General features: G+C 70.9%; 22 protein-coding genes. 12 read left to right on the top strand and 10 right to left on the bottom strand.

The window, feature by feature from the left end:
- Positions 1–39 precede the first annotated feature (39 nt).
- The 3 genes from ACFO6V_RS25760 to ACFO6V_RS25750 form a co-directional block, all read right to left on the bottom strand.
- Positions 40–1,494, bottom strand: a complete 1,455-nt coding sequence (locus ACFO6V_RS25760; protein WP_377141355.1) for a flotillin family protein — start codon at positions 1,492–1,494, stop codon at positions 40–42.
- 100 nt (positions 1,495–1,594) lie between these two features.
- Complete coding sequence (locus ACFO6V_RS25755; RefSeq protein ID WP_377141352.1) at positions 1,595–2,056, bottom strand: NfeD family protein; 462 nt, start codon at positions 2,054–2,056, stop codon at positions 1,595–1,597.
- 98 nt (positions 2,057–2,154) lie between these two features.
- Complete coding sequence (locus ACFO6V_RS25750) at positions 2,155–3,384, bottom strand: MFS transporter (RefSeq protein WP_377141349.1); 1,230 nt, start codon at positions 3,382–3,384, stop codon at positions 2,155–2,157.
- 117 nt (positions 3,385–3,501) lie between these two features.
- Here ACFO6V_RS25750 and ACFO6V_RS25745 point away from each other — a divergent pair, with 117 nt between their 5' ends.
- Both ACFO6V_RS25745 and ACFO6V_RS25740 read left to right on the top strand, forming a co-directional pair.
- Positions 3,502–3,810: a GNAT family N-acetyltransferase gene (locus tag ACFO6V_RS25745; RefSeq protein ID WP_377141346.1), complete on the top strand. Its 309-nt coding sequence runs from the start codon at positions 3,502–3,504 to the stop codon at positions 3,808–3,810.
- A gap of 235 nt (positions 3,811–4,045) precedes the next feature.
- Positions 4,046–5,746, top strand: coding sequence for a glycoside hydrolase family 10-like protein (locus tag ACFO6V_RS25740; protein ID WP_377141343.1), 1,701 nt, complete (start codon positions 4,046–4,048; stop codon positions 5,744–5,746).
- 50 nt (positions 5,747–5,796) lie between these two features.
- On the opposite strand, the gene ACFO6V_RS25735 is transcribed toward ACFO6V_RS25740, so the two are convergent.
- On the bottom strand, positions 5,797–6,132 hold the full coding sequence (locus ACFO6V_RS25735; RefSeq protein WP_377141340.1) for a rhodanese-like domain-containing protein: 336 nt from the start codon (positions 6,130–6,132) through the stop codon (positions 5,797–5,799).
- A 74-nt stretch (positions 6,133–6,206) separates the two neighbouring features.
- Between ACFO6V_RS25735 and pgm the strand changes: the two genes are divergently transcribed.
- Entirely contained in the window at positions 6,207–7,898 is a 1,692-nt protein-coding gene (gene pgm / locus ACFO6V_RS25730; protein ID WP_377141337.1) for a phosphoglucomutase (alpha-D-glucose-1,6-bisphosphate-dependent), read from the top strand.
- A gap of 199 nt (positions 7,899–8,097) precedes the next feature.
- Positions 8,098–9,081 carry a glycoside hydrolase family 6 protein gene (locus tag ACFO6V_RS25725; protein ID WP_377141334.1) on the top strand — a complete coding sequence of 328 codons (984 nt, stop codon included), beginning with the start codon at positions 8,098–8,100 and terminating at the stop codon, positions 9,079–9,081.
- A 9-nt stretch (positions 9,082–9,090) separates the two neighbouring features.
- Here the strand turns inward: ACFO6V_RS25725 and ACFO6V_RS25720 are convergent, their stop codons facing one another.
- The gene (locus tag ACFO6V_RS25720; protein WP_377141331.1) at positions 9,091–9,786 is read right to left on the bottom strand and encodes a TetR/AcrR family transcriptional regulator; all 696 of its coding nucleotides are present in this window, start codon (positions 9,784–9,786) and stop codon (positions 9,091–9,093) included.
- 125 nt (positions 9,787–9,911) lie between these two features.
- Between ACFO6V_RS25720 and ACFO6V_RS25715 the strand changes: the two genes are divergently transcribed.
- Together ACFO6V_RS25715 and ACFO6V_RS25710 are read left to right on the top strand one after the other, a co-directional pair.
- Positions 9,912–12,746: an MMPL family transporter gene (locus ACFO6V_RS25715; RefSeq protein WP_377141328.1), complete on the top strand. Its 2,835-nt coding sequence runs from the start codon at positions 9,912–9,914 to the stop codon at positions 12,744–12,746.
- Positions 12,743–15,049, top strand: a complete 2,307-nt coding sequence (locus ACFO6V_RS25710; protein ID WP_377141325.1) for a hypothetical protein — start codon at positions 12,743–12,745, stop codon at positions 15,047–15,049. Before ACFO6V_RS25715 ends, ACFO6V_RS25710 begins: the two co-directional genes overlap by 4 nt.
- A 113-nt stretch (positions 15,050–15,162) precedes the next feature.
- On the opposite strand, the gene ACFO6V_RS25705 is transcribed toward ACFO6V_RS25710, so the two are convergent.
- Both ACFO6V_RS25705 and ACFO6V_RS25700 read right to left on the bottom strand, forming a co-directional pair.
- Positions 15,163–15,537: a hypothetical protein gene (locus ACFO6V_RS25705; protein WP_377141322.1), complete on the bottom strand. Its 375-nt coding sequence runs from the start codon at positions 15,535–15,537 to the stop codon at positions 15,163–15,165.
- An 81-nt stretch (positions 15,538–15,618) separates the two neighbouring features.
- Positions 15,619–16,464 (bottom strand): SMP-30/gluconolactonase/LRE family protein, encoded by an 846-nt coding sequence (locus ACFO6V_RS25700; RefSeq protein WP_377141319.1) that lies wholly within the window; start codon positions 16,462–16,464, stop codon positions 15,619–15,621.
- A gap of 68 nt (positions 16,465–16,532) precedes the next feature.
- On the opposite strand from ACFO6V_RS25700, the gene ACFO6V_RS25695 reads away from it, so the two are divergent.
- Entirely contained in the window at positions 16,533–17,177 is a 645-nt protein-coding gene (locus ACFO6V_RS25695) for a TetR/AcrR family transcriptional regulator (protein WP_377141316.1), read from the top strand.
- Between the two features lie 33 nt (positions 17,178–17,210).
- Here ACFO6V_RS25695 and ACFO6V_RS25690 read toward each other — a convergent pair whose 3' ends face one another.
- On the bottom strand, positions 17,211–18,581 hold the full coding sequence (locus ACFO6V_RS25690) for a M20 family metallopeptidase (protein ID WP_377141313.1): 1,371 nt from the start codon (positions 18,579–18,581) through the stop codon (positions 17,211–17,213).
- Positions 18,582–18,705: 124 nt separating this feature from the next.
- Between ACFO6V_RS25690 and ACFO6V_RS25685 the strand changes: the two genes are divergently transcribed.
- Positions 18,706–19,116 (top strand): RidA family protein, encoded by a 411-nt coding sequence (locus ACFO6V_RS25685; RefSeq protein ID WP_377141310.1) that lies wholly within the window; start codon positions 18,706–18,708, stop codon positions 19,114–19,116.
- A gap of 30 nt (positions 19,117–19,146) precedes the next feature.
- On the opposite strand, the gene purB is transcribed toward ACFO6V_RS25685, so the two are convergent.
- Positions 19,147–20,646 carry an adenylosuccinate lyase gene (gene purB, locus ACFO6V_RS25680; protein ID WP_377141307.1) on the bottom strand — a complete coding sequence of 500 codons (1,500 nt, stop codon included), beginning with the start codon at positions 20,644–20,646 and terminating at the stop codon, positions 19,147–19,149.
- Between the two features lie 220 nt (positions 20,647–20,866).
- Between purB and ACFO6V_RS25675 the strand changes: the two genes are divergently transcribed.
- Both ACFO6V_RS25675 and ACFO6V_RS25670 read left to right on the top strand, forming a co-directional pair.
- The gene (locus ACFO6V_RS25675) at positions 20,867–21,124 is read left to right on the top strand and encodes a hypothetical protein (protein ID WP_377141304.1); all 258 of its coding nucleotides are present in this window, start codon (positions 20,867–20,869) and stop codon (positions 21,122–21,124) included.
- Entirely contained in the window at positions 21,121–22,674 is a 1,554-nt protein-coding gene (locus tag ACFO6V_RS25670) for a lipase family protein (RefSeq protein WP_377141301.1), read from the top strand. The genes ACFO6V_RS25675 and ACFO6V_RS25670 overlap by 4 nt, the downstream gene beginning before the upstream one ends.
- Before the next feature lie 25 nt (positions 22,675–22,699).
- Here ACFO6V_RS25670 and ACFO6V_RS25665 read toward each other — a convergent pair whose 3' ends face one another.
- The gene (locus ACFO6V_RS25665; protein WP_377141298.1) at positions 22,700–23,107 is read right to left on the bottom strand and encodes a phage holin family protein; all 408 of its coding nucleotides are present in this window, start codon (positions 23,105–23,107) and stop codon (positions 22,700–22,702) included.
- Positions 23,108–23,121: 14 nt separating this feature from the next.
- On the opposite strand from ACFO6V_RS25665, the gene hisC reads away from it, so the two are divergent.
- Both hisC and pdhA read left to right on the top strand, forming a co-directional pair.
- Positions 23,122–24,210, top strand: coding sequence for a histidinol-phosphate transaminase (gene hisC / locus ACFO6V_RS25660; RefSeq protein WP_377141296.1), 1,089 nt, complete (start codon positions 23,122–23,124; stop codon positions 24,208–24,210).
- 332 nt (positions 24,211–24,542) lie between these two features.
- Entirely contained in the window at positions 24,543–25,712 is a 1,170-nt protein-coding gene (gene pdhA, locus ACFO6V_RS25655; protein ID WP_377141294.1) for a pyruvate dehydrogenase (acetyl-transferring) E1 component subunit alpha, read from the top strand.
- Positions 25,713–25,714 lie beyond the last annotated feature (2 nt).

Genomic DNA, 25,714 nt, shown 5'->3' with positions numbered 1-25,714 from the left:
TCCCACAAATACCCAGCACTCAACTGTTAGGTCGGTGGGTCAGCTCTTCTCGGCGGGGCTGCCGTTGGCGGGGGCCGCCGCCAGGTTCGAGATGAGCTGGTGGATGTCCACGCCCGTCAGCTGCTTGATGACACCCTGGCCCTCACCGAGCACCGACGCCACGTTCTTCGTGATCGCGGAGGCACCGTCCGTGGAGATGACGGTCATGCCCTGGATCGAGGAGATCGGCTCGGCGGCGGCGCGGACGATGTCGGGCAGACGCTCGATGAGCTCCTGCACGAGTGCGGCCTCACCGTACTTGCGCAGCGCCTCGGCCTTGGCGTCGATGGAGGTGGCCTCGGCGAGGCCCTGTGCCTCGATGGCGATGGCGCGCGCCCGGCCCTCGGCCTCGACACCGGCGGCCAGCGCGACCTGCTTGTCGCGCTCGGCCTCACCGGCGCGGCGCACCGACTCGGCGGACGCCTCGGCGTCCTGCAGCGCGGCCGTCTTGTTCGCCTCGGCGATGGTGGTGCGCTTAAACGCCTCGGCCTCCGTGGCCGCGTTGTTGGCGTCACGACGGGCGTTGGCGCCCTGGACCTCCGCGTAGGCCTGGGCCTCGGCGGGCTTGCGGACCTCGATGTCGAGCCGCTCCTGCTCCACGCGCGCCTTCTCGGCCATGGCCTCGCGCTCCTGCTGGGCCACGAGCCGGTCCTGCTCGGCGCGGGCGAGCTGGCCGGCGGCGTCGGCCTCGGCGTTGGCCCGGTCCGTCTCGGCCTTGATGGTGGCCTTCTTGAGGTCGAGGGCCTTCTTACGCACGGCGATCTGCTCGGCCGCCTCGATCACGGCGAACTCCGCGGCGCGGTTGGCCTCCGCCTCGGACACCTCGGCGAGCTGACGGGCGTTGGCGGCCTCGGCGCGACCGAGGTTCGCGAGGTAGTCCGATCCCGGGGTCGAGATGTCGGAGATGTTCAGCAGGTCGACCTGGAGACCCTGCTCGGAGAGATCGGTCTTGGTGGACTGCACCACGCGGTCCGACAGACCCTTGCGGTCCGAGATGATCTGCTCGATCGTCATGTCGCCGACGATCGACCGGAGGGAGCCCTCGAGGGACTCCTTGATGATCTCGGTCAGCAGGTGCTGCTGGGACAGGAAGCGCTGGGCCGCCCGCCGGACGCCCTCCTCGTCACCCCGCACCTTGAAGTTGATCGACGCCTTGATGGCGATCTTGATGCGGTTCTTGTCGACGCCCTCGACGGTGATGCCGATCTGGCGCTGCTCCAGGGAGATCGCGAAGCCCTGCTGCAGCACCGGCCACACGAACGCCCTGCCGCCGACGACGACGCGCTGGCTCGCCATCTGCGCCTCGGACTTGCCCGCGCCGCGGCCCACGATGATCAGGGCCTCGTTCGGCGGCACGCGCCGGATGCGGCTCGCGATGAACGCGAGGACGAGGAAGATCGCGAGCACACCTGCCACTACGGCGATGATGCCAGCTAGCTGACCGGTCATTTCCATGTTGCTCCTGGGGGTGCGTCGGCCAGGCCCGTAGGCGGTCCCGGCCGGGTATGTGGTTGTGCAGGGATTAAGGCGGCGGACGGCGGGTGCGCGGCGCGGCTCAGCGCACCGGCTCGACCTTGACGCGCGCACCGTGCTGCTCGACGACGACGATCCGCGTGCCCTGCTCGATGGGCTCGTCGGAGAACGCGAGCCGGGTCTCGAGCTCGGTGGCGGCGTCGAGGGACACCTCGCCGTGGCCGCGGTCGACGTCGGACGTGACGGAGCCCTGGGTGCCCACGAGGGAGACGGGCGTGCCGTCGTCGCCGGCCTTGAGGCGCTTGAGCAGCACGTTGACGAGGACGATCACCAGGATGCCGACCACGAGCCCGGCCGGGTAGGCGACCCACGGCTCCAGTCCGGACGACAGCACCACCATGCCGGTCGCGCCGAACAGCATCCCGCCGGCGCCCAGCGCGGTGCCCGAGAGGGCGCCGTCGGCCAGGTCGATGAAGTCACCGAGCAGGAGCGAGGCGACCGCCAGCGCGAGCCCGAGAAGACCGATGATGATGAAGACGAGCATCCCGGGTCCGTTCGTGAAGATTTGGAAAAGTCGGATGCAACGTATCAGGGGGACCGTTGCGGCCGGGCGTCGAACGGGGTGAAGTACCGCCGAGCTCCTCAGCCTCGCTGTCTCGCTGCCGACTGCCGCCGGAGCGTTCGGCTCGCGGCGAGGGTCAGGAGCGTCGCGAACCAGCCCGCGCCGACGGTGACGAGGAAGCCCGCGGCCGCCCCTGCGTCGTCCACACGCGCTCCGGCGATCGAAGCGCCCAGCGAGGTGCCGATGCCGATCGAGGTGCCCACCCAGGTCAGCGCTTCGGTGAGCTGGTGCCTACCGACCATGTCCTGCACCAGCCCGTTGCCGGTGATGATGGTCGGCGCGATAGCGAGGCCGGCCACGAACATCGCGGCGGCCAGCGTCCACAGCGAGTGCGCCAGGAGGACCAGGGACACGCCCAGGCCGAGCGCGGCCATGCCGATCACGAACCGGCGCGCCGCTGGGCTGGTGAAGTGCCGAGCGCCGTAGGCAAGCCCGGCGACCAACGAACCCAGCGCGAAGACCGCCAGCACGACCCCGGACAGGCCCTTGCTGCCCAGCTCCTCGGCGAACGCCACCGTGGTGACCTCCACGGAGCCGAAGATCACGCCCATGGCCACGAAGATCAGCACCATCACGGGCATGCCGGGGATCAGGACGACCGGGCGGTGCCGTTCCTCGGCATCGGGCACCACGACCGGCGGCTCCGTGGCGCGCTGCATCAGGAACAGCAGGCCGCCCACCAGTGCCGCCACCCCGGCGAGCACCAGAGCCGACGGCGCCGCGACCGCCGTCGCGAGCGTCGTGGCGAGCACCGGGCCGACTATGTAGACCAGGTCGTCGATCGAGGACTCCAGCGAGTACGCGGTATGCAGACGGCGCGGGTCGTCGAGTGCATGGTTCCAGCGCGCCCGGACCATCGAGCCGTACGAACCCTGGGTGCCGCCGGCGAGCGCGGCGAACGGCCACAGCACCCATTCGGGCGCGCCGAGCACGGCGGCCGTGATGAGGCCGCCCAGGCCGATCACCGACACGACGAGTGCGGGCAGCAGGACCGTCCGCTGACCGCGCCGGTCGACCCAGCGCGCGATCTGCGGGGCGAGGAACGCCTGCGCCAGCCCCAGGACCGCCGCGACCCGGCCCGCCATGGCGTAGCTGTCGTACAGCCCCTGCACCATCAGGACGGCACCGATCCCGACCATCGACATCGGCAGGCGAGCGAGCGCTCCGGCCGCGGAGAACCTGAGCGTTCCGGGCGTGCGGAGCACCGCTGCGTAGGGGTTGGAGCGGGGCGAGGCAGCGGTCTGTGGCACGGATCGAGTGTCCCATCGACCACTGACACTGGTCCGGCTGTTTCTCGTGGGCAGCCAGTTTCCGCCGAGCGACGAACAGGGTGGCAGACGGCGGCCCCGATGGCACACGATTGCTCCATGACCGATGAACCGCTGGTGACAGTCGCCGACAACCCCGAGAAGTCCCGTTTCGAGGTGAGCGTGGACGGAGCTCTGGCCGGCTTCGCCGCCTACGAGATCGATCGCGGTGCCGTCGTCTTCGTGCACACCGAGGTGTTCGAGGAGTACGAGGGCCGCGGCTTCGCCGGGCAGCTCGCGAAGGCCTCGCTCGGCATGGTGCGCGAGGCGGGCGGGAAGGTCGTCGCGCTGTGCCCCTACATCCGCTCCTACGTGAAGAAGCACGCACCCGGGTACGACGACCTGCTGCTGCAGCCTGTGTCGGACTGAGGCACGCGGTCGCGCCTGCGAGCGGCGAAAGTAAGTTTCACAATCTCGATCACGCTGCAAACTTCACATCCGACGCGACATGTGCGAGAGTTTCCTCACGGCGCCGCCCGGTGGCATTGTTCGTCACCTCAGTGTTTCCCGGATCGGCGCCGGCCAACTTAGCAGGACGACGAGACAACACAACACGACGCACCACGGCACCAACCCCCAGCAGCCATTACCGGAGGTCAAGTACGTGAGGCACCCCGCCCGCCGCGAGGCGACACCGATGCCCGCCTATGCGCGCACCACGTCGCTTCCGCCGGCAAAGCTGTCGGGGGTGATGTCGGGGATCGGTCGCCGTGAGTTCCTCACGATGGCGGCGGCGGGCACGGCGGCAGCCGCGATCAGCGTCACCATCGCGGCGCTCGACCCGGCCACGGCGCTCGGCGCTCCCGCGCTGACGGGCAACGCCACGCCGGAGCCGTCGTCGGCCCTGAGCCTGAAGCGCGAGCTGCGCGCCATGTGGATCGCCTCGGTGGCCAACATCGACTGGCCTTCGGCGAGCGGGCTCTCCGCTGCTGCCCAGAAGGACGAGTTCCTGCACTGGCTCGACGTCGCTGAGGAGAACCGGCTGAACGCCGTGTTCGTGCAGGTGCGGCCCACGGCCGACGCGTTCTACGACAGCCCGTACGAGCCGTGGTCGCAGTACCTCACCGGTACGCAGGGCCAGGACCCGGGCTACGACCCGCTCGCGTTCATGGTCGAGGAGGCGCACAAGCGCAACATCGAGCTGCACGCCTGGTTCAACCCGTACCGGGTGTCGATGCAGACCGACCCGGCGCAGCTGGTCGCGGACCACCCGGCGCGGCAGCACCCGGACTGGGTGTGGGCGTACGGCGGCAAGCTCTACTTCGACCCGGGCGTCCCCGAGGCGCAGGAGCATATTCAGCGCGCGATCCTGCATGCGGTCGAGAATTACGACATCGACGGCGTCCACTTCGACGACTACTTCTACCCGTACCCGGTGGCCGGCCAGACGCTGCCCGACGCCGGGACGTACGAGCAGTACGGCAAGGACTTCGACTCCGTCGAGGACTGGCGCCGCGCGAACGTGGACCGCTTCGTCGAGACCATGAGCGGCCGGATCAAGGAGGCCAAGCCCTGGGTGAAGTTCGGGATCAGCCCGTTCGGCATCTGGCGGAACGCCGGCACCGACCCGCTGGGTTCGGACACCGGGGGCTCCCAGTCGTATGACGACCAGTTCGCCGACACCCGCAAGTGGGTGCTCGAGGGCTGGCTCGACTACGTCAACCCGCAGATCTACTGGCAGATCGGGCTCGCGGTCGCCGACTACGCGGCTCTTGTCCCGTGGTGGGCAGAGGTCGCCGCGCAGTCCGGCACGCAGCTCTACATCGGCGAGGGCCTGTACAAGATGACGAGCGGGGTCTTCACGGACCCGGCCGAGATGACCAACCACATCGACCTGTGCCGCGAGGTCAGCCGGGACGTCGGGCCGATCCACGGCAACGTCTACTACTCGGCCAAGCACGTGCCGCTCGACGCACAGGGCGGGATGTCGAAGGTCGTCGCGGACCACTACCGGCGCCCGGCTCTCGTGCCGCCGATGCCGCACCTGCCGGCGGAGGCCGTCGTCGCCCCGGTGCTCGGGAACGTGCGCAGGGTGCGCGACGGCGTCCGGATCCATCTGGCGGACATCGGCACCAGGTCCGCCAGGGCTACGTCGTTCGCGGTGTACCGCGTGACCGGATCCGTCGGCTCCGTGGACATCGACGACCCGGCGCACCTCGTCGGGACGTTTCGCTCAGCCGGCGGGCGCGTCCAGTCGTGGCTCGACACGTCGGCCGCATCCGGTACCGACTACACCTATGTCGTCACGGCGCTGGACCGGGTCTGGAACGAGACCGGGCCGAGCCGGCCACGCGGCACCCGATAGGCGTCGTCCCGCCGAGCAGGCCCCGTCCCGGACTCCAGGCGAGCCGGGTCTCAGCGCTCGACAGGTAGCCCGACGCCCTGCCACGCGACGATGCCGCCGTCGAGGTTGGTCGCCTCGAAGCCCACCGCTTCGTTGAGCCACTGCGTGGCACGTGCGGAGCGTCCGCCGGAGTGGCACATGACCAGGACCTGCGAGTCGGCGTCCAGCTCGCCGTACCGCGCGGGCAGGTCGCCCAGCGGGATGTGCACGGCGCCGGGGGCATGGCCGGCGTCCCACTCGTCCTGCTCGCGGACGTCCAGGAGCACGGACCCGTCGGGCACGGGAGAGGTCGGGTCGAGCTCGGTGGGGTGGACCGAGGGAACCTCGGGCAGCATCGGCTGGAACATGGCTCCAGCCTACGACGGTGCCGCCGGCGCTCCGGCGGCGACGGACCTGCCCGGTACCTGGCAGTATCGGCTGCATGGATGCGCGTGCCGGAACTCCCGCCCAGCCCAGCGACCTCATCGACGTCGACCAGGTGGTGGGCGCCTACTACGACCTCTCGCCGGACCCGGACGACCCTGGGCAGCAGGTGGCGTTCGGTACCTCGGGCCACCGCGGGTCGAGCCTGGACCACGCCTTCAACGAGGCGCACATCGTGGCGATCACGGCCGCGATCGTGGAGTACCGACGTGCTCAGGGCACCGACGGGCCCCTGTTCATCGGCCGCGACACGCATGCGCTGTCCCAGCCGGCCTGGCAGACGGCGCTGGAGGTGCTCGCAGCCGCCGACGTCGACGTCATGGTCGATGCGCGCGACTCCTGGACGCCGACCCCCGCCGTCAGCCAGTCGATCCTGCTGCACAACCAGACGCGGTTCGCCGAGGGGACGCCGGGCCTGGCGGCCGCCGGTGCCGGTCTCGCGGACGGGATAGTGGTGACGCCGTCGCACAACCCGCCCCGGGACGGCGGGTTCAAGTACAACCCGCCGCACGGCGGGCCCGCCGGCTCCGACGCGACCGGGTGGATCGCGGACCGGGCCAACGAGATCCTGCGCACCGGCGTCGGGCAGGTGAAGCGCGTGTCCTTGGAGACGGCACTCGCCTCCGAGCTGACTCACCGACACGACTACCTGTCGTCGTACGTGGACGACCTGGCGAGCGTGCTGGACCTGGACATCATCCGTGCGTCCGGCGTGCGTATCGGCGCCGATCCGCTGGGCGGGGCCTCGGTCGAGTACTGGGGCGCGATCGCCGAACGGTACGACCTCGACCTGACGGTCGTGAACCCGCAGGTCGACCCCCGCTGGGCGTTCATGACGCTCGACTGGGACGGCAAGATCCGGATGGACTGCAGCTCGCCCTACGCGATGGCGTCGCTGGTGGAGAAGATGAGCGGGACCGGCGTCGGCGGACAGGTGCCGTTCGACATCGCCACCGGGAACGATGCCGACTCGGACCGGCACGGCATCGTCACGGCCGACGGCCTCATGAACCCCAACCACTTCCTCGCGGTGGCCATCGAGTACCTCTACGGCGGAAACCGGCCGAGCTGGCCCAGCGGCGCGGCGATCGGCAAGACCCTCGTGTCGTCCGCGCTGATCGACCGGGTGGCGGGCGGGCTGAATCGCCGTCTCGTGGAGGTGCCGGTCGGCTTCAAGTGGTTCGTCCCGGGCCTGCTCTCCGGGGAGGTCGGGTTCGGCGGCGAGGAGTCCGCCGGCGCCTCGTTCCTGCGCAAGGACGGCCGGGTATGGTCCACGGACAAGGACGGGCTCCTGCTCGCGCTGCTCGCCTCGGAGATCCTGGCGGCCACCGGCAAGTCGCCGTCCGAGCATCACGCGTCGCAGGTCGAGCGCTACGGGGAGAGCTGGTACGCCCGGGTCGACGCCGCCGCCACGCGCGAGCAGAAGGCCCGGCTCGGCGCGCTGTCGCCGTCGGACGTCACCTCCACCACGCTGGCCGGGCAGGAGATCACGGCGAAGCTCACCGAGGCGCCCGGCAACGGCGCGAAGATCGGCGGGCTCAAGGTCACGACGGCAGACGCCTGGTTCGCCGCGCGGCCGAGCGGCACCGAGGACGTGTACAAGATCTATGCGGAGTCGTTCGTGTCCGCCGAGCACCTCGCCGAGGTGCAGGAGGCCGCGAAGACGCTGGTGGACGAAGCCCTCGCCTGACCTCGCCTCTTCGATGGCCGAGGCCGCTTCGGTGGTCGAGCCCTCCTCGGTGGTCGAGCTTGTCGAGACCCAGGTCCCGCCAAGCTCGACCACCGCCTAAACGATTCGCGTGCTACCGGGACAACCCGGTGCTTCCTAGCGTCACAGGGGTACACCTCGGCCGGACGGCCGGGCTGAACCCGACCGAACGGAGAGCGCCATGTCTCGCGTACGACGTCGTACCCGAACGGCGGCCCTGGCCGCTGCCCTCGCCCTCATGACAGCCGGCACCATCGCGGCATCGCAGAGCGCCACGGCCGGCGTGACCAGCCTCGGTGTGACCAGTCTCGGGGCATCCCCCGCGGCGACGGACCTCTACGTGGACCCCACCACCCAGGCGTACGCCGCGTGGCAGGCGGCGAGCGGGACGAACAGGGATCTGCTGGCCAAGATCGCCCTGACGCCGCAGTCGTACTGGATCGGCGACTGGGCGGGCGCCGACCAGACCCGCCAGCAGGTCGCGGACTACACGGGCCGCGCGGCGGCCGCCGGGCAGACCGGCGTCCTCACCGTGTACGCCATCCCGGGCCGCGACTGCGGCAACCACTCGGGCGGTGGCGTGCCCGAGAGCGAGTACGCGCGGTGGGTGGACACGGTGGCGTCCGGGATCGTGGGCAACCCGGTAGTGGTCCTCGAACCGGACGCGCTGGCTCAGCTCGGCGACTGCGACGGTCAGGGTGACCGCGTCGGCTACCTGCGGTACGCGGCGGCATCGCTGGCGGACGCTGGTGCGCGCGTCTACATCGACGCGGGGCACTCCGGGTGGCTGAGCCCGAGCGAGGCCGCGCGGCGGCTGCAGCTCATCGGTTTCACGGACGCCGTCGGCTTCGCGCTCAACACGTCGAACTACCAGACGACGGCGAACACCCAGGCCTACGCCGAGCAGGTGTCGTCGCAGGTGGGCGGGCGTCCCTACGTGATCGACACGTCGCGCAACGGCAACGGCTCCAACGGCGAGTGGTGCAACCCGCGCGGTCGTGCCCTGGGCGAGCGGCCCCGTTTCGTGGAGGACGGCACCGCTCTCGATGCGCTGCTGTGGGTCAAGCTGCCGGGCGAGTCGGACGGCGCGTGCAACGGCGGCCCCGCGGCCGGGCAGTGGTGGCAGGAGATCGCACTGGAGCTCGCGGCGAACGCCCACTGGTGAGCACCGCGCTCAGTCGGCGGTCGTCACCAGGAGGTTGACGAGCTCGGTCAGGACGGCGGTGTCGGGTGCGGCATCGCCGTCCTCCGGCGTGGGGTACGCGGCCACGGCGGCGCGGGCCGACGACTCGTAGATGCTGAGCAAGAGATCCACGGCCGTGCGCTCGCCGACCTTGAACCGCAGGCCGCAGCTGTCCAGGATCCGGCTGATCGCCGCACCCAGCTCCGCGCGGAGCCTCTCCTCCTGGGCGAGGAACGGCCGGCCGACCGCGGGGTCCCGCATCGCCAGCAGCTCCAGCTCGGCGCGCATCAGCGCCCACTGTCGTGCGTCACCCGGGTCCGTGACCACGACCGAGAGGATGCTGCGGATCGCGTCGTAGTCCACGGCGCCGTCGCGGACGAGATCCGGCTCCAGATCCTTGCCCACGGTATCCAGCGAGGTGAGCTGCCTGCGCATCGCCCGCTCGGCGAGCGCGAGGAACAGCTCCTCCTTGCTGCTGAAGTTCGAGTAGAAGGCGCCCCGGGTGAACCCGGCGGCCTCGCAGACGGCCTCGATGGACGCGCCACGGATGCCGTGCCGTGCGAAGACGGTGAAGGCGGCGTCGAGCAGGCGCTCGCGGGTCCGTTCGCGACGGGGAGTCAGGGCCGCCGCGAACGCACGCTCGACGGGCGACCCGGGGCCGACGTCGCTGGCGCGCTCAGATGTCACAGAAGCTCCTTGGGGTGTCAAGTGACCAGTCTATCAATACATCCGTGTATTGGATGCACTCATGTATCGGATACAGTGGTGCATCGAACCGCCTCCTTCGTTCCACCTCTGCCCCTGGAGCCTGCGTGTCCTCCGTTCTCTATTCACTCGGCCGATGGGCCGTCCGCGCTCGTCGGCTCGTCGTCGCGGGATGGGTCGTTGTGCTCCTCCTCGTGGGCGGCGCGGCCGGCCTGCTCCAGCAGGGCCTCGACAACGCGGTGACCATCCCGGGTACCGAGTCGCAGGAGGCGCTCGACCGCCTCGCGACGACGTTCCCCCAGGTCAGCGGCGCCTCCGCACAGGTGATAGTGGTCGCGCCCGAGGGCGGGTCCATCAAGGACGAGCCGATGCGCGCGGCCATCACCGACGGCGTCGAGGCGCTCGAGGACGTCTCGCAGGTCGAGGTGGTCACCTCGCCGTACGACAAGCAGATGCCGGCGTCGATCTCCGAGGACGAGCAGGCCACGCTCCTCACGATCCAGCTCGACGGTGACCAGGGGTCCATCACCGACGCGACCAAGGATGCGTTGCACGAAGAGGCCGACGCGCTCGCGCAGGCCCTGCCTGACGGCGCGGAGGCGCACCTGGGTGGGCAGCTGTTCTCGTCGGAGCTCCCCAAGATGACGCTTACCGAGGGCATCGGCCTGCTGGTCGCGCTCGTGGTGCTGGTGCTGACGCTCGGCTCCCTCGTGGCCGCGGGCCTGCCGCTGCTCAACGCGCTGCTCGGCGTCGTCATCTCGATGGGGCTGCTGTTCGCGGCTACCGCGCTCGGCCCGATCAACTCGACGACGCCGCTCCTGGCCGTGATGCTCGGCCTGGCGGTCGGTATCGACTACGCGCTGTTCATCGTGTCCCGGCACCGAGAACAGCTCGGCAGGGGGCTCGGGGTCGACGAGTCGATAGCCCGGGCGACCGGGACCGCGGGTTCCGCGGTCGTGTTCGCGGGCCTCACCGTGATGATCGCGCTGGTCGGCCTCGGTGTGGCGGGTATCCCGTTCCTCACCACCATGGGCGTCGCGGCGGCCGTGACGGTGGGCATCACCGTGCTGGTGTCCCTCACGCTGCTGCCGGCGCTGCTCGGGTTCGCGGGGGAGCGGCTGCGGCCCAAGCCCTCGCGCCGGGCCCGGCGGGCTGCCGCCAAGGCAGCCGCTGCCGCCGTCGCGGCAGGCGACGAGCCGGAGGTCACCCGCCGCCGTGCGGACGTCATGACCGCGCCGGAGCAGAAGCCGAACCGCTTCTTCGCCGGCTGGGTCCGGCTCGTGACCAAGGTCCCGGCGCTGACCGTCGTGCTGGTCATCGTCGCCATGGGGGCGCTCAGCTTCCCAGCGACGGACCTGCGCCTCGCGCTCCCGGACGCGGGCGTGATGGCCAAGGAGGACCCGGCGCGCGTGACGTACGACCTGGTCTCCGAGCACTTCGGTGACGGCTTCAACGGACCGCTGATCGTCACCGGCTCCATCGTGACCAGCACCGACCCGGTAGCGTTGATGGACGACATCGGGGCAGAGATCGAGGACCTGCCGGGCGTGGCCGATGTGCCGCTGTCGACGCCGAACCAGACCGCGGACACCGGCATCATCCAGGTGATCCCCGAGGGCGGCCCGACGTCCGCCGCGACCGAGGACCTGGTGCGCGAGATCCGCGCGCAGCACGACCACTTCCTCGACGAGTACGGCGTGGACCTCTCCGTCACCGGCTTCACGGCGGTCGGCATCGACGTGTCGGACAAGCTCGGTAACGCCCTGCTGCCGTTCGCCCTGGTGGTCGTCGGCCTGTCGCTGATCCTGCTGACCATGGTGTTCCGCTCGATCGCGGTGCCCCTCAAGGCGACCATCGGCTACCTGTTCTCCGTGGGCGCCGCGTTCGGTGTCGTCTCGCTCGTGTTCGAGCACGGCGTCTTCGCGGAGGCGCTCAACGTGACCCGCTCCGGGCCGGTCATCAGCTTCATGCCGATCGTGCTCATGGGCATCCTGTTCGGGCTTGCCATGGACTACGAGGTCTTCCTCGTGTCCCGCATGCGCGAGGACTACGTGCACGGCGGCAGTGCCAAGCACGCGATCACCACCGGGTTCCAGAGCTCGGCGAAGGTCGTCACCGCCGCGGCGATCATCATGATCGCGGTCTTCGTGGCGTTCGTCCCGCACGGTGACATGAACATCAAGCCGATCGCCCTGGGCCTCGCCGTCGGTGTGGCCGTTGACGCGTTCGTCGTGCGCATGATCTTCGTCCCGGCGGTCCTCGCGCTGCTGGGAGAGAAGGCCTGGTACATGCCGAAGTGGCTCGACCGGGTGCTGCCGTCGTTCGACGTCGAGGGTGAGGGCCTGGCCCGCGAGCTGTCGCTCGCGGACTGGCCCGAGCCGGGTGCTACCTACGCGGTCGCCACCGGAGACCTCGAGGTCAGTAGCCGGTCCGGCCTGATCGTCGGCCCGGTGAGCGTCCGGGTGCCCGACGGCGGCACGCTGCTCGTCCGCGGTGACGCCACCGCGCCGGTCAGCGCCTTCCTGCTCGCGGTGTCCGGCCGGCTCCGCGTGACCGGGGGCGTGGCGAAGACCGCCGGGCTGGTGCTGCCCGAGCGAGCGTCGTCGGTGCGGCACAACGTGGCGGTCATCGATTCGGCCGCCGAGGGCGGACACCCCGCCGAGGCGGTCCGCCGGGCTCTGCGGGACAAGCCCCGAGTGCTCGTCGTGGATGCCACCGAGACGGTGGGCGACCTGACGGCGCGGGCCGAGCTGGCGCAGGCGGTGGCCGGCGCGCAGCGTGCGGGCGTCGCGGTGCTGCTCGGCTCGACGGGATCAGCGGCGACCGACCTCGCGCCGTCCGGCACCCCGGTGCTGGACGTCAGTGCGACCGCGCGCGCCGATTCCTTCAGTACAGAACGTGACCAGCCGATCAACGTGACAGAGCAGGAGGTGCGGGCATGAGCACCGCAACGAGATGGCTGCGGCCCGAGCCGTTCCGCAACCCGTGGCGCGCAGTCGCCGTGGCGCTTCTACCGCTGATGATCCTGGGGCTGCTGATCTCCGCCCTGTGGAACCCGCAGGACCGGCTGGACACCGTCAAGGCAGCGATCGTGAACCTCGACGAGCCGGTCAAGGTGAACGGTCAGACCGTTCCGCTCGGCCGTCAGCTCGCCGCGGGTCTGGTGAGCGGCGGTGAGACCGCGGACGCCAAGGCCGGAGAGGCGACGGCGGTGCCCGCGTCGGACGCGAGCTACGACTGGCAGATCACGGACGAGGCAGGCGCTGCCGACGGCCTCGCCGACGGTACGTACGCCGCCGTCGTGACCATCCCCGAGGGCTTCTCCGCCGCGGCGACGTCGTTCGGCGGCGACGACCCGACGAAGGCACGCCAGGCCACCATCGACGTCGCGACCCCGGCCAACGGCCGCGTGCTCGACGACGCCCTCGCGCAGATCGTGGCGCAGACCGCCACCGGCGTGCTCGGCAGCACCCTCACCGAGACCTACGTGGACAACGTCCTCGTCGGCTTCTCCACGCTCTCGGAAGAGCTCGGCAAGGCCGCCGACGGCGCCGACCAGCTCGCCGACGGCGCGAACGAGGCGGGCAAGGGCGCAGAGAAGCTGGCCGACGGGGCACACCAGACCTCGGCGGGTGTGGCCGGGGTCGGCGACGGCGTGAACAGCTTGGCCGGCGGCGTCGGGCAGTGGGCCACGGGCGCGAACCAGTGGGCCGCGGGTGCGGACCAGGTTTCGGCCGGTGTGGCCGGACTGGCTTCCGGTGCCTCTGGTCTCGCGGACGGAGCCAACCAGGTGGCGGACGGCGTGGGACAGAGCGCACGGGGAGCGGACAAGCTGGCCAGCGGTGCAGGGCAGCTTTCTGTCGGTGCTGCCGAGCTCTCCACAGGTGCCTCGGGTCTGGCTGACGGATCCGCCCAGCTCGCTGCGGGCGCGAAGAAGGCCGCGGACGGTGCGAAGTTTCTTGCCGGCCATGCGGCTGATGCTTCCAAGGGAGCCGTCGCCCTGGCCACCGAGACCGGGAAGGTCTGTGCTGACCCGCTTCTCGCGGTCCAGGTCGCGGAGCTGTGCGCAACACTCGCCAAGTATTCGGACCTTCCTGTCGACGCGGGGACCGTCGAGCACGGGCTCGCCGCGATGTCCGACGGGAGCGAGGAGAGCCTCTACGGACTTGCCGCGGGAGCCTCCCAGACGTCGGAGGGCATAAACCAGGTCGCCGCGGGTGTCGATGGCCTCGCAAGCGGTGCAAAGGGCCTGTCGACAGGCAGTCAGGAACTTGCAGACGGCCTCGGTCAGCTGGAGTCCGGCTCGGCACAGGTCGCGTCCGGCGCGACCCAACTGGCCGGCGGTTCGTCGCAGCTCGCCTCCGGTGCCTCCGGTCTTGCGTCCGGCGCACGTGAGCTGTCCGGCGGAGCCGGCGGCATCGCGTCCGGTGCGACGGAGCTCGCCAACGGTGTCGGTGAGCTGGAGACCGGCACCAGCCAGCTCGCGACGGGCGTAGACGGCCTGGCCGACGGCGTCGGCGAGCTGGCCGGCGGAGCGACGGACCTGTCGAAGGGTCTGGGGCAGGCCACCGAGGAGATCCCGTCCTACACGGAGCACGAGCGCAAGTCGCTCGCCTCCGTGGTGGCCGACCCGGTCGCCACGGACGGCGAGGTCACCGACCTCGACACCGGTGCGACGGGCCCGATGTTCGCGGTTCTGGCACTATGGCTCGGCGCGCTCGCGCTGATGACCGTCTTCTCGCCGGTCCCGCTGCACGCACGTGGGTCGACCCGCGGTGCGCTGCGGCTCGTGCTCGGGACGTTCGCCATCCCGGCGGCGGTCGGACTGGCTACCGGCCTCGCGGCGGGCGCCGTCCTGGCCGGGATCGAGGACCTCGACGCCGGTGGATGGGCGGCGACCATGGGCGTCGGCGCACTGATCTCGATCGCCTTCGTCGCGGTCAACCAGGCGCTCGCAGCGGCGCTCGGACACGTCGGCCGGGGGATCAGCCTGCTGATCGCCGTGCTCGTCATCGCGACGGGTGTCGTGTCGACGGTGCCGGGCGTGCTCGAAGGCCTGGCGGCGTTCCTGCCGGTCGGTCCCGCGATCGTCGGCCTGGGCCGCCTCGTCGAACCCGGCACGGGAAGCGTTGGCCTGGTGATCGCCTCGGTGGTCCTGTGGGGCATCGCAGGCCTGGCCGTCACGACCATCATGGTGGCGCGACAGCGCACGGTCCGGGTCGCGGAGCTTCTCCGGACCGCCTGACCCGGCCACCACGCCGAGATAGAACTGGGGCGAGATAGAACCGCAGCACCTGCGGTTCTGTCTCGCCCCAGTTCTATCTCGGCGTGGTTCTGTCTCGGCCTCGTCGGGGCGCCCTACCTAGCCGGGGCTCGGCGGAGGCGTGTCGCCGTGTCCGGCCACGGGACATGCACCCGCTTCGTGGGCGACAGCGACTTGGACAGGAACGCGTCGCGCAGCACTATCCCTTCGGGCGAGAGCTCGATGACCGTGAGCTCAGGACCCTCGCCGTCGAGCAACCAGTACTCCGCCAGCTCGCCCAGGCCGCGTTCGAGCACGAGTTCCTCGGCCGCGTGATAGTCCTGGGCCTCGCCGACGGCATGGCCGAGACGGTTGCGCGGCAGCACGTCGGCGTAGTCGTCGGTCAGCGGTTCGAGGTAGCCAACGGTCTCGCCGTCCTCCCGCGTGACGGCGAGCCAGGTCTCAACAGGAGCTATCTCCGGCATCGTCATGGCCCGACCATAGGGTCGCTCGTCGCCTGGGGCCCGCTGTTATTGCGCCCAGTCCTCGCCCGGCCCGGCCCCGTGGATGCTCTACTCGGGCACTTCGACGACGTAGATCCGTGCGCTGCGCCGTGCGAGCACCGAGTTGAGCTGGTCGATGCCCTCGAACTCGTTGCACAGGAGGAACAGGTGGCGGCCCTCTGGGCCACCGAGCGCACATGCGAAGCAGGGAAGCTCGGTCTCCACACGGTGGGTGATCTCGCCGCCATCGAGCACACGGACTACCGCACCTGCGGGACCGCTTCCCGTGTGTGCGAACGTGTCAGCGGTCTGGCACCAGATGCCGCCCGCGGAGTCGATGCAGATGCCGTCTGGTCCCAGGCCCTCCGCCCAGGTGCGACGGCCGGACAGCGAACCGTCCGCCGCGATGTCGAAGGCCGACAACCGGCCGGCGAAGGACTCCGCGATCACCAGTGTGGAGCCGTCCGGAGTGATCACCATTCCGTTGGGGAAGTCGATGTCGCCGGCGACGTCCCGCGTGGTGCCGTCGGCCTCGACCAGGCGAATCCAGCCAGGTTCGGGTGCGGCGCCGCCGAGGAAGTCGAAGTCGGCGCCGTTGATATAGACGCGGCCGGCCGGGTCGACGACCAGCTCGTTGCCGCCCTGCGGACTGTGCAGCGCCGTGGTGCCGTCCGGCTCGACCCGGGTCAGCTCCTCGCCGGAGACCAGCAGACGGCCGTCGGGCAGCCAGTCGATCGCCCAGCCCATCGTGTCGCGGCCCGGCCCGACCACCTCACGCCGGCCGTCCAGGCCGACTGCGATCACCTCACCGCTGCCCCAGTGAGCAAACCACAACCGATCTTGGTGCCAGCGTCCGGACTCGACCATGGTCAGGTCGTCGGTGAGCAGCCGTGGGGCGGGGAGTAGCACAGCCATGATCAACTCCTGGGTCGCTAGACTGGACCGTCTAGTCTTGTCGAGTCAACGTAGCGTACTTTGGCTCTGTGGTCGACGAACATGCCTCCGTAGCCAGCTCGGAGCCGCCGGGCAGAAAGCAGGCGGCGATTCTCGAGGCGGCGACGAGAGTCTTTCTGGACAACGGCTTCCGCGGGACGAGCATGGACGTGGTCGCGCGTGCCGCAGGGGTCGCCAAGCAGACCGTCTACCAGTACTTCGCCGACAAGGAGCGCCTTTTCGCCGCAGTGGTCGGCGGCGCCGTCAACGTGGTGGCCGACCCGGTCTCCGCCGAGATCGGCCGACTCGGCACAGGGGACGACCTTGCCGCGGACCTGCGTGAGCTCGCTGTACGACAGCTCGGTGCAGTACTCGCGCCCCGCGTGCTCGCGCTGCGCCGGTTGGTGATCGCCGAAGCGGGTCGGTTCCCCGAGCACGGGCAGGCTTTCTTCGCCCAGGGGCCGGGCCGCACGATCGACGGCCTCGCGGCCAGGTTCGCGGAACTCGCTCGCGATGGCCGGCTACGCGCGGACGATCCGGCGGCCGCGGCGGCGGACTTCAACTGGCTGGTCATGGCCGCACCGATCAACGAGGCGATGTTGCTCGGCCGAGCAACTTTTCCGGCCGCGGACCTGGCCCGCATCGCCGACCACGCAGTGGCGACCTTCTTGCGCGCCTACGGCCCGCCGGCCTGACCGGCCGGTCGGCCTGACCGGCCCGCCGGCCTCTCAGTCGAAGTACGCGGGCACGTCGACGGCGCCGCCCTCCTCGGCGAACTCCGCGTGCACCGCGGCCCGCAGCCCGGCGTCGTACAGGTAGTCCAGGGCCGTCGACGCGAGCCCGGCCGCACTGTCGACCGCGGCGGACACCGCCGCCGGGCTGGCCGCCGCGGCGGCGAACTCGGCCGTGTGCAGCGCGACGTCCGGGGTGGAGACCTGCACCAAAGGGTGGATCCCGGGTATGCGGAAGGAGATGTTGCCGAAGTCGGTCGACGCCGCGAGCGTCTCCGAGAGCACGCCCGCGGGTAGCGGGTCACGCCCACGGCGACGCTGAGCCGCGACCCACCGGTCGGTGAGCCGCTGGTTGGTGCGCACGGGGAGGCTCGGGTGTGCGCCGTCGTCCCAGGTGATCTCGACGTCCGTGCCCGTCATGCGCGCGGCGCCGTACGCGATGTCGTCCAGGCGGCGCGACAGGTCACGCAACGTGTCCGCGTACTTGGACCGGGCGTACAGGTGCACGACCGCCCGCTCCGTGATGATGCTCGGCCGGGTGCCGCCCTCCGCGATCGTCGCGTGCACCCGGTCCACGGGCGGCATCTGCTGCCGCAGCAGGCCGATGCCCTGGTAGGCCAGGCTCGCGGCGTCCAGCGCGTTGCGGCCCATGTACGGCTGGGCGGAGGCGTGCGCGGGCCGCCCCGTGAAGGTCCAGGTCAGCAGACGGCGACCGAGCCAGACCTGGTCGGCGACGTCGAGCCCGTACGGGTGCACCATGATCGCGGCATCGATTCCGTCGAGGGCTCCGTTGCGTGCCAGGACCTCCTTGCCGGTGTGCCCCTCCTCGGCAGGCGTGCCGAGCAGCACCACCCGTCCGGCGGGCGCGTCGGCTGAGGTCATGACCTCGCGCAGGGCGAGGAACGCGCCGACGCCGGACGCCGCGATGACGTTGTGGCCGCAGGCGTGACCGATGCCGGGCAGCGCGTCGTACTCCGCGCAGATCGCGATGGTCGGCCCAGCGGGGTCGCCGATCTCCGCCCGGAATGCCGTCGGCACCCCGTGGGCGCCCGGCTCCGCCTCGACGCCGTGCCGAGCCAGCACCTCGATCAGCGTCGCCGCGCTGCGGTGCTCCTCGAAGGCGGTCTCGGGGTCCTCGTGCAGCCGCCGCACGATCTCGGCGAGCTCCGGCTCCAGCCGCTCGGCCGCCCGCTCGATCGTGGAGTGCAGCGCGGCGGGCGCACCGCCGTCGGGCAGCGTGGCGTCCTGCCCACCGACGGCGCCGAGGCCACCCGCGGGTGCCACACGGGTCAGCGCCTGCCGCCGGCCGGCGGTCTCGGCGACCAGGTGGTCCAGGTAGGCGGTGCTGGGCGGGGTGGTGCGGCTCATGCGGCCATCGTATGGAAGGCGCGGACGGCCAGGACGAAATCCAACGGACAGGGCTCGTCACCGGGGCGTACCGTGCCTGACGTCGCACACCACTCGTGACGGATACGACGTGAAAGGTTCAACGATGACTGAGATCGTGGCGCGTAATCCTGCAGGCGTGTTTCCGCCGTACGCCGGCTATGCACACTCCGTCGAGGTCCCGCCCAACGCTCGAACCCTGTACATCAGCGGACTCAACGGATACGAGTCCGACGGCGCAACCATGCCGCCGGACTTCGCGGGACAGACCAGGCTGGTGTGGCAGCACCTCGGCACCATCTTGTCCGGGGCAGGCATGGGCTACGACGATCTCGTCTCCCTGCGGTTCTTCCTCGCGTCCGCCGCCCACGACCCGGAGAACGTGGCCATCCTCAAGGAGCACCTCGGCGACCACCGCGCATGCAGGACGGTGGTGGTCCAGCAGCTCCTGGAGCCGGATTGGCTGATCGAGGTCGAGGCGATCGCCGCCAGGGTTGACGAACCCGCTGCGCGCTGAGTCTCCCGGAGCGGCGTCGCGAGCCCTACGTCAGGCCTCCAGGTAGTCCTTCACCAGCTGCTCGGCCAGCCCCGTGTACGTGGCGGGGGTCAGCGCGGCGAGGCGGGCGGCGACGTCGTCCGGGAGGCCAAGCCCTGCCACGAACTCGCGCATGCGCGCGCCGTCCACGCGCTGGCCGCGGGTGAGGTCCTTGAGGCGCTCGTACGGGTTCTCCATGCCGGGAACGCCCGCGACGGACGCCGCGCGCATGGCGGACTGGACGGGCTCGCCCAGCACCTCCCAGTTGGCGTCGAGGTCCTCGCGCAGCAGGGTCTCGTTCACGGCGAGCCGGTCCAGGCCACGCGAGACGTTGTCGATCGCGAGCAGGCTGTGCCCGAATGCCGGGCCGATGTTCCGCTGCGTCGTCGAGTCGGTGAGGTCGCGCTGCAGGCGGCTCGTCACGAGCGTCGCCGAGAGGGTGTCCAGGAGCGAGCACGAGATCTCGAGGTTGGCCTCGGCGTTCTCGAACCGGATCGGGTTCACCTTGTGCGGCATCGTGGACGAGCCGGTGGCGCCTTCGACCGGGATCTGCGTGAAGAACCCGAGCGAGATGTACGTCCACACGTCGGTCGCGAGGTTGTGCAGGATCCGGTTGAAGCGCGCGATGTCGGCGTAGACCTCCGCCTGCCAGTCGTGCGACTCGATCTGCGTGGTCAGCGGGTTCCAGTCCAGCCCGAGACCTTCGACGAACGCCTTCGACACGGCGGGCCAGTCGGCGGTCGGGACGGCGACGGTGTGCGCCCCGTAGGTGCCGGTGGCGCCGTTCAGCTTGCCCAGGAACTCGGCACCCTCGATGCGGCGCAGCTGACGACGCAGGCGGTGCGCCAGCACGGCGAGCTCCTTGCCCAGCGTGGACGGCGTCGCGGGCTGGCCGTGCGTCCTCGACAGGAGTGGCGCGGCGGCGTGCTCGCGTGCCATACCGGCGAGCTGGTCGACGACGGCGGTCGCGGCCGGGAGCCAGGCGTCGCGGACCGCGCCGCGCACCATCAGCGCGTACGAGAGGTTGTTGATGTCCTCGCTGGTGCAGGCGAAGTGCACCAGCTCGCTCGCCGCGGGGAGGTTCGTCGTACCCAGGACCTCGGGCGCCACGGCGATGCGGCGCTTGATGAAGTACTCGACGGCCTTGACGTCGTGCACCGTCTCGCGCTCGATCTCGGCCAGCTCGGCGATCTCGTCCGCGCCGAACGTCGCGGGGATCGCCCGGAGGTAGTCGATCTCCTGCGCCGACAGGGTCGGTGCGCCGGGGACCACGGGCGCCGCGATGCCTGACGCGCCGTTGCACAGCGTGATGAGCCACTCCACCTCGACGTGGATGCGCTCACGGTTCAGCGCGGCCTCGCTCAGGTGGTCGACGAGCGGGGCGACGGCCTTGCGATACCGGCCGTCGAGCGGTCCGAGCGCGATGGCCGGGCTCATTTCCGCGAGGGTCACGCGGGTGGCGGGGCTGGTCGGGCTGGCGGCGGGCGCGGTCGTCTCAGGCACGTTCTCCATTCTCCCACGGGAGATCCGCAAGAGACCCGCACAGACCCGCAGGACGGCGCCGCACCGCTGCGAGCCCGACCACACCCGACCGGTTCGGCGACCTGTGCACAGGCGGTCGTCCCCGGCCGACGGCGGTGCCCGGCCCGCGCCTAGCGTCGTGACCCATGAGACACACCGGACGGGGAGCACGAGGGACGGGTACTGCAGGACGCGCACCGAGGAAGAGCCGATGACCGGCGCGTGCGGACCGCCCGTACCCGGAGCAGGGGATCCGACGGCGGCGTTCGCGGCCGCCGTGGAGCTCCTGGCCCGGGGGAGCGACCAGCTGCTGGCCGCCGCTGTCGAGGTGGACTGGGAGGCGCCCGCGGCGGAGCTGTACCGGGCAGAGGTGGCCGAGGCGGCGCTCGCCGTCGCACGCGACATCTCGCAGCTGAAGGAGGCGATGAGTCGGGTCGCCGTCCTGCGTGCTGCGGGCGTGCCGGGATGACGACACCCCTGACGTTGCCGCCGGACGGCCCGCGCCTGGCGCCGGACACCGTCACGGTGTTCGGGGGTGCGGGTGTCACAGCTGTCGAGTCCGACTCGGTGCGCCGAGCAGCAGCCTGGGTAGCGGCCGCCGCCGAGGATCTGCGGTCGGCCGCGAGACTGTGCCTTGCCGCGAGCGAGGACCTCGTGCTGCCCGGGGTCGCCGGAGCAACGACGTCCGGGCAGCCCGGCAACGGTCTCGGCCGGCCCGTCGCCGCGCTCGCCCCCGCGGCCCGCGCGCTGGAGGAGGTCGTGCGCGATGTGGCACGCAGCCTCGTCCAGCACGCCGACCTGTGCGACCTGCTGGGCTGGCGCGTGCTGCGTGCGGCAGGCCTCTACGAGGAGGCGGAGTCGACGGCGGAGCGAGTGGTCGGTGCCCTCGTCACCGCAGGAACCTTCGGTACGGGAGCTGCGTTCGGCAGCCAGGGCTGGCGTGGGCTGACGGGAGTCGGCGTCCTGGCCGCGGGCGACCTGGCGGGCCGCACGGGCGGGGGACTGATCACCGGAGGCCTGTCCTGGGCGGTCAGCGGATGGCTCGGTTCGGCCGCCGTGCGCGACCTGGCCCCGTACTCGGACGAGGCGTTCGCCGGGCTGGGCAGCGGCGTCGGGCGGGCGCAGCCCGGGCTCGCCAACGGCAACCCCGGCATCGCCGGAGGGGCAGGTGTGCTCGCGCACGTGGCCCGGGAGCTTCCGCTGCTGGGAAACGACGACCAGGGGGTCCGGGTCACGCGGATCACCGCGGAGGACTTCGCGGGCAGCTCGCGCCCAGCCTGGTCGGACACCGGTGCACGGTCCGTGCAGGAGGCAGTGGCCAGGATCGACAGCCTCTACCCGGCCACGGGCGGGGCACCGCCGGGCACCGTCGCGGTCCAGAAGGTCACCGGGCCCGACGGCGCGGTCTCGTGGACCGTGCTGATCCCCGGCACCCAGTCGGCGCTGCCCGCGGAACATCCGTGGGACGGCCGGACCGACGTCGAGCTCGTCGCCGACCAGGCGGACGGCGCCACCGCCGCGGTCGAGCGTGCGCTCGCCGCCTCCGGCGTCGGACCCGACGAGCCGGTGACCCTCGTAGGGCACAGCCTCGGCGGGATCGCCGCGGCGGCCCTGGTGTCGCGGGCGGGTTTCGCGGAGCGCTACCGGATCGGTGGGCTCGTCACTGCTGGATCACCGACAGGCCTGCTGTCCACACCGCCGGGTATCCCGGTCCTGCACCTGGAGACCCCGGAAGAGATCGTCTCGCACACCGACGGCCGGTCCGCCTCGGAGAATCCCCGCACCCGGGACCGGGTGACGGTCGTCCGGTCGCTCCGGGACTCCGCCGACGCGGACGACCGCGCGGCGGCGGGCGACGTGGTGCGGGCCCACTCGGTCGGCACGCACGTCCGCACGCTCGACCTGGCCATCGGCCTCGGCGATCCCAGGGTGACCGAGATAGCTGACCGGATCGCTCCGCGACTGGACGGCACGACGGCGAGCACCACGTTCTACCGCGCGGAACGGGTCAGTCGGTGACCTCTCAGTCGGTGATCTTGTTGGGTCAGTCGGTGATCTTGTTGGGCAGGATCGCCAGGAGGATCGTCTGCACCACCGAGATCACGAGCGCCGCGAGCACGAACCACCAGAAGCCGCCGGTCACCTCGAGACCCCAGTTGGGCTGGTCCGAGAACCACGACTGGTTGGTGATGAGCGTCGTGATCCACAGCATGAGGGCGTTGATCAAGAACGACACCAGGCCGAGCGTGAGGATGTAGAGCGGCAGCGAGATGAGCTGGACTATCGGCTTCACGATCATGTGCACCAGGCCATAGATCACCGCGACGATGATCGTGGCGAGAATCGTGCCCAAGGTGGTGTCGTTGCTGACGATGTCCATGTGGGAACCGAGGATCAGGGCTGACAGCCCGATCGCAAGTGCGGTGATGAGGATGCGCGCCACGAGCTTCATCTGGCCATCGTGGCATGCTGACCCCCGTGGAAGAAGCATTCGTACCGCTCCGCCCGGCCGTGTCGGCACTCCCCGCCTACGTTCCCGGCGCGCGCGTCGGCGCGGGCGCACCGGCGTGGAAGCTCTCGTCCAACGAGAACCCGTACGCGCCGCTGCCGTCGGTCCAGGCCGCCATCACGCGTGCAGCGGCGGAGGTGAACCGGTATCCCGACATGTATGCCGAGGAGCTCGTCGGGGCGCTCGCGGCACACAGCGGCGTGGCCGTCGAGAACGTGGTGGTCGGCAACGGGTCCGTCGCGCTGCTGTCGCACATCCTGAGCGCCGTCGTCGACCACGGGGACGAGATCGTGTTCCCGTGGCGCTCGTTCGAGGCCTATCCGATCGCGGCTGCCGTGTCCGGCGGCAAGGCCGTGACCGTGCCGCTCGAGGAGGGCACGGGCCGGCTGGACCTGCCAGCGATGGCCGCCGCGGTCACGCCGCGCACCCGCGTGGTGTTCGTCTGCTCGCCCAACAACCCGACCGGCCCCGCGGTGCACGCGGGCGAGCTGGAGACGTTCCTGGCGGCAGTGCCGAAGAACGTGCTGGTCGTGCTCGACGAGGCGTACCTCGAGTTCGTGCGTGACCCCGAGGCGCCAGTCGGTCTCGACGTGTACACGCGCCACCCGAACGTGCTGCTGCTGCGCACCCTCTCCAAGGCGCACGGCCTCGCGGGGCTCCGCGTCGGCTACGCGATCGCGGAGCCGCGCCTCGCCGCCGGTATCCGCGCCGTGTCCACGCCGTTCGGCGTCTCGCACGTCGCGCAGGCCGCCGCGCTGGCTTCGTTGCAGCCGGAGGCACAGGGCCAGCTGATGGAGCACGTCGAGGCGCTGGTCGGCGAGCGCGCTCGTGTCGTGGAGAGCCTCCGCGACCAGGGCTGGGTGCTGCCGGAGACGCACGCGAACTTCGTGTGGTTCGACCTGGGCGAGGCGACCATGCAGCGCGCCGCCGAGGCGAAGGAGGCGGGTGTCCTCGTGCGTCCGTTCGCCGGCCACGGGATCCGGGTGAGCATCGGCGACCCCGAGGCGAACGACGCCTTCCTGACCGTCGCGTCGAGCTGGCGCTGATCGTCCCGCTGGGCATCCAGGGCGCCTCGGGTCCGCAGAACCGGCCGGTATCCGCCGAGACCGAGGCGCCCTCCCGAGGGCTGGGGCGCCTGTGCGTCGAGACTCCGTCGCGCGGCTTGGTGGAATCCGACAAACGCTCCGCCGCAGGATTGGCCGACATCGCGGCAGACCAACCTACGGTTCCGTAGCCTACGCTTGCGTAGGCTACGAGAGCGTAGGTTGCGGATCGGCTAAATTTCCGGCCGGACCCGTGCCAGGATGGAAAGGTCCCCGGGACGGGCCGGGCGTCTCCGCAACAGCGGGCGCTCGCGTCCGCAGTTGAAGGAGGAAGCGTGACTACGACCAACGGCTCCAACGAGGCGATCCCGACGTTGCAGCTACTCGATCCCCAAGGGAACCGCGTCACGACGCGCGGGTCCAAGGGGTATCGCGACCGCGCTGCGGCCCTGACCACGGAAGACCTTCGTGGCATGTACCGCGACATGGTCCTGACTCGTCGGTTCGACGACGAGGCGACCTCGCTCCAGCGACAGGGTGAGCTGGCCCTGTTCGCACCCGCTCGTGGCCAGGAGGCCGCGCAGGTCGGCAGTGCCTACGCGCTGCGGCCGCAGGACTACGTGTTCCCGTCCTACCGGGAGCACGGCGTGCTGCACGTCCGCGGCCTGGACCCTGTCGACCGGCTGCGGTTCTTCCGCGGTTCGGACCACGGTGGCTGGAACCCGACGGAGCACAACACGAGCGTCTACACGATCGTGATCGGCGCGCACACCCTGCACGCCACCGGCTACGCCATGGGCGTCCAGCGGGACAACACCCCGCTCGACAAGCACGACGGCACCGCCGTGATCACCTACTTCGGTGACGGCGCCACCTCGCAGGGCGACGTCAACGAGGCGATGGTCTACGCGGCGGTGAACGACGCACCGGTGGTGTTCTTCCTGCAGAACAACCAGTGGGCCATCTCCGAGCCGACCACCCGGCAGACCAAGACCCCGCTGTACAAGCGGGGCGAGGCGTTCGGCCTGCCCAGCCTGCGGGTCGACGGCAACGACGTGCTCGCCGTGTACGCCGCCACCCAGGAAGCGCTCGAGCGGGCCCGGACGGGCCAGGGCCCGAGCTTCATCGAGGCGTTCACGTACCGCATGGGCGCCCACACGACGTCGGACGACCCGACCCGCTACCGCACCTCCGAGCAGGAGGAGCTGTGGCGAGGTCGCGACCCGATCGACCGGCTGGGCGCGCTGCTGCGTGCCGAGGACGCGCTCGACGACGACTTCGAGGCCGAGATCAAGGCACTGGGCGACGAGCTGGGCGCAAAGCTGCGTACCGGCGTCCGCGCCCTCGACGGCGGCCCGGCCGTCTCGAGCATGTTCGACGACGTGTACGCCACACCCCACGGCACGGTCGCCGCCGAACGCGCCTGGTACGAGGCCTACGACGCCGGCGACCCGCCGGCCCCGCAGTACGCGACAGCGGACTCAGCGCAGGGAGGCGCACGATGACA

The sequence above is a fragment of the Promicromonospora alba genome, assembly GCF_042654905.1.
Classification (GTDB): domain Bacteria; phylum Actinomycetota; class Actinomycetes; order Actinomycetales; family Cellulomonadaceae; genus Promicromonospora; species Promicromonospora alba.
The sequence above is the reverse complement of the archived record's forward strand: the minus strand, read 5'-3'. Positions and strand labels throughout refer to the sequence as shown.

Coding starts and splice junctions, on each gene's coding strand:
- ACFO6V_RS25690 (WP_377141313.1), bottom strand. CDS start 18,581: ATGAGCCGCACCACCCCGCCCAGCACCGCCTACCTGGACCACCTGGTC.
- ACFO6V_RS25760 (WP_377141355.1), bottom strand. CDS start 1,494: ATGGAAATGACCGGTCAGCTAGCTGGCATCATCGCCGTAGTGGCAGGT.
- ACFO6V_RS25710 (WP_377141325.1), top strand. CDS start 12,743: ATGAGCACCGCAACGAGATGGCTGCGGCCCGAGCCGTTCCGCAACCCG.
- ACFO6V_RS25700 (WP_377141319.1), bottom strand. CDS start 16,464: ATGGCTGTGCTACTCCCCGCCCCACGGCTGCTCACCGACGACCTGACC.
- ACFO6V_RS25675 (WP_377141304.1), top strand. CDS start 20,867: ATGACCGGCGCGTGCGGACCGCCCGTACCCGGAGCAGGGGATCCGACG.
- ACFO6V_RS25665 (WP_377141298.1), bottom strand. CDS start 23,107: ATGAAGCTCGTGGCGCGCATCCTCATCACCGCACTTGCGATCGGGCTG.
- ACFO6V_RS25705 (WP_377141322.1), bottom strand. CDS start 15,537: ATGACGATGCCGGAGATAGCTCCTGTTGAGACCTGGCTCGCCGTCACG.
- ACFO6V_RS25685 (WP_377141310.1), top strand. CDS start 18,706: ATGACTGAGATCGTGGCGCGTAATCCTGCAGGCGTGTTTCCGCCGTAC.
- ACFO6V_RS25670 (WP_377141301.1), top strand. CDS start 21,121: ATGACGACACCCCTGACGTTGCCGCCGGACGGCCCGCGCCTGGCGCCG.
- ACFO6V_RS25755 (WP_377141352.1), bottom strand. CDS start 2,056: ATGCTCGTCTTCATCATCATCGGTCTTCTCGGGCTCGCGCTGGCGGTC.
- purB (WP_377141307.1), bottom strand. CDS start 20,646: ATGGAGAACGTGCCTGAGACGACCGCGCCCGCCGCCAGCCCGACCAGC.
- ACFO6V_RS25725 (WP_377141334.1), top strand. CDS start 8,098: ATGTCTCGCGTACGACGTCGTACCCGAACGGCGGCCCTGGCCGCTGCC.
- hisC (WP_377141296.1), top strand. CDS start 23,122: ATGCTGACCCCCGTGGAAGAAGCATTCGTACCGCTCCGCCCGGCCGTG.
- pgm (WP_377141337.1), top strand. CDS start 6,207: ATGGATGCGCGTGCCGGAACTCCCGCCCAGCCCAGCGACCTCATCGAC.
- ACFO6V_RS25735 (WP_377141340.1), bottom strand. CDS start 6,132: ATGTTCCAGCCGATGCTGCCCGAGGTTCCCTCGGTCCACCCCACCGAG.
- ACFO6V_RS25745 (WP_377141346.1), top strand. CDS start 3,502: ATGACCGATGAACCGCTGGTGACAGTCGCCGACAACCCCGAGAAGTCC.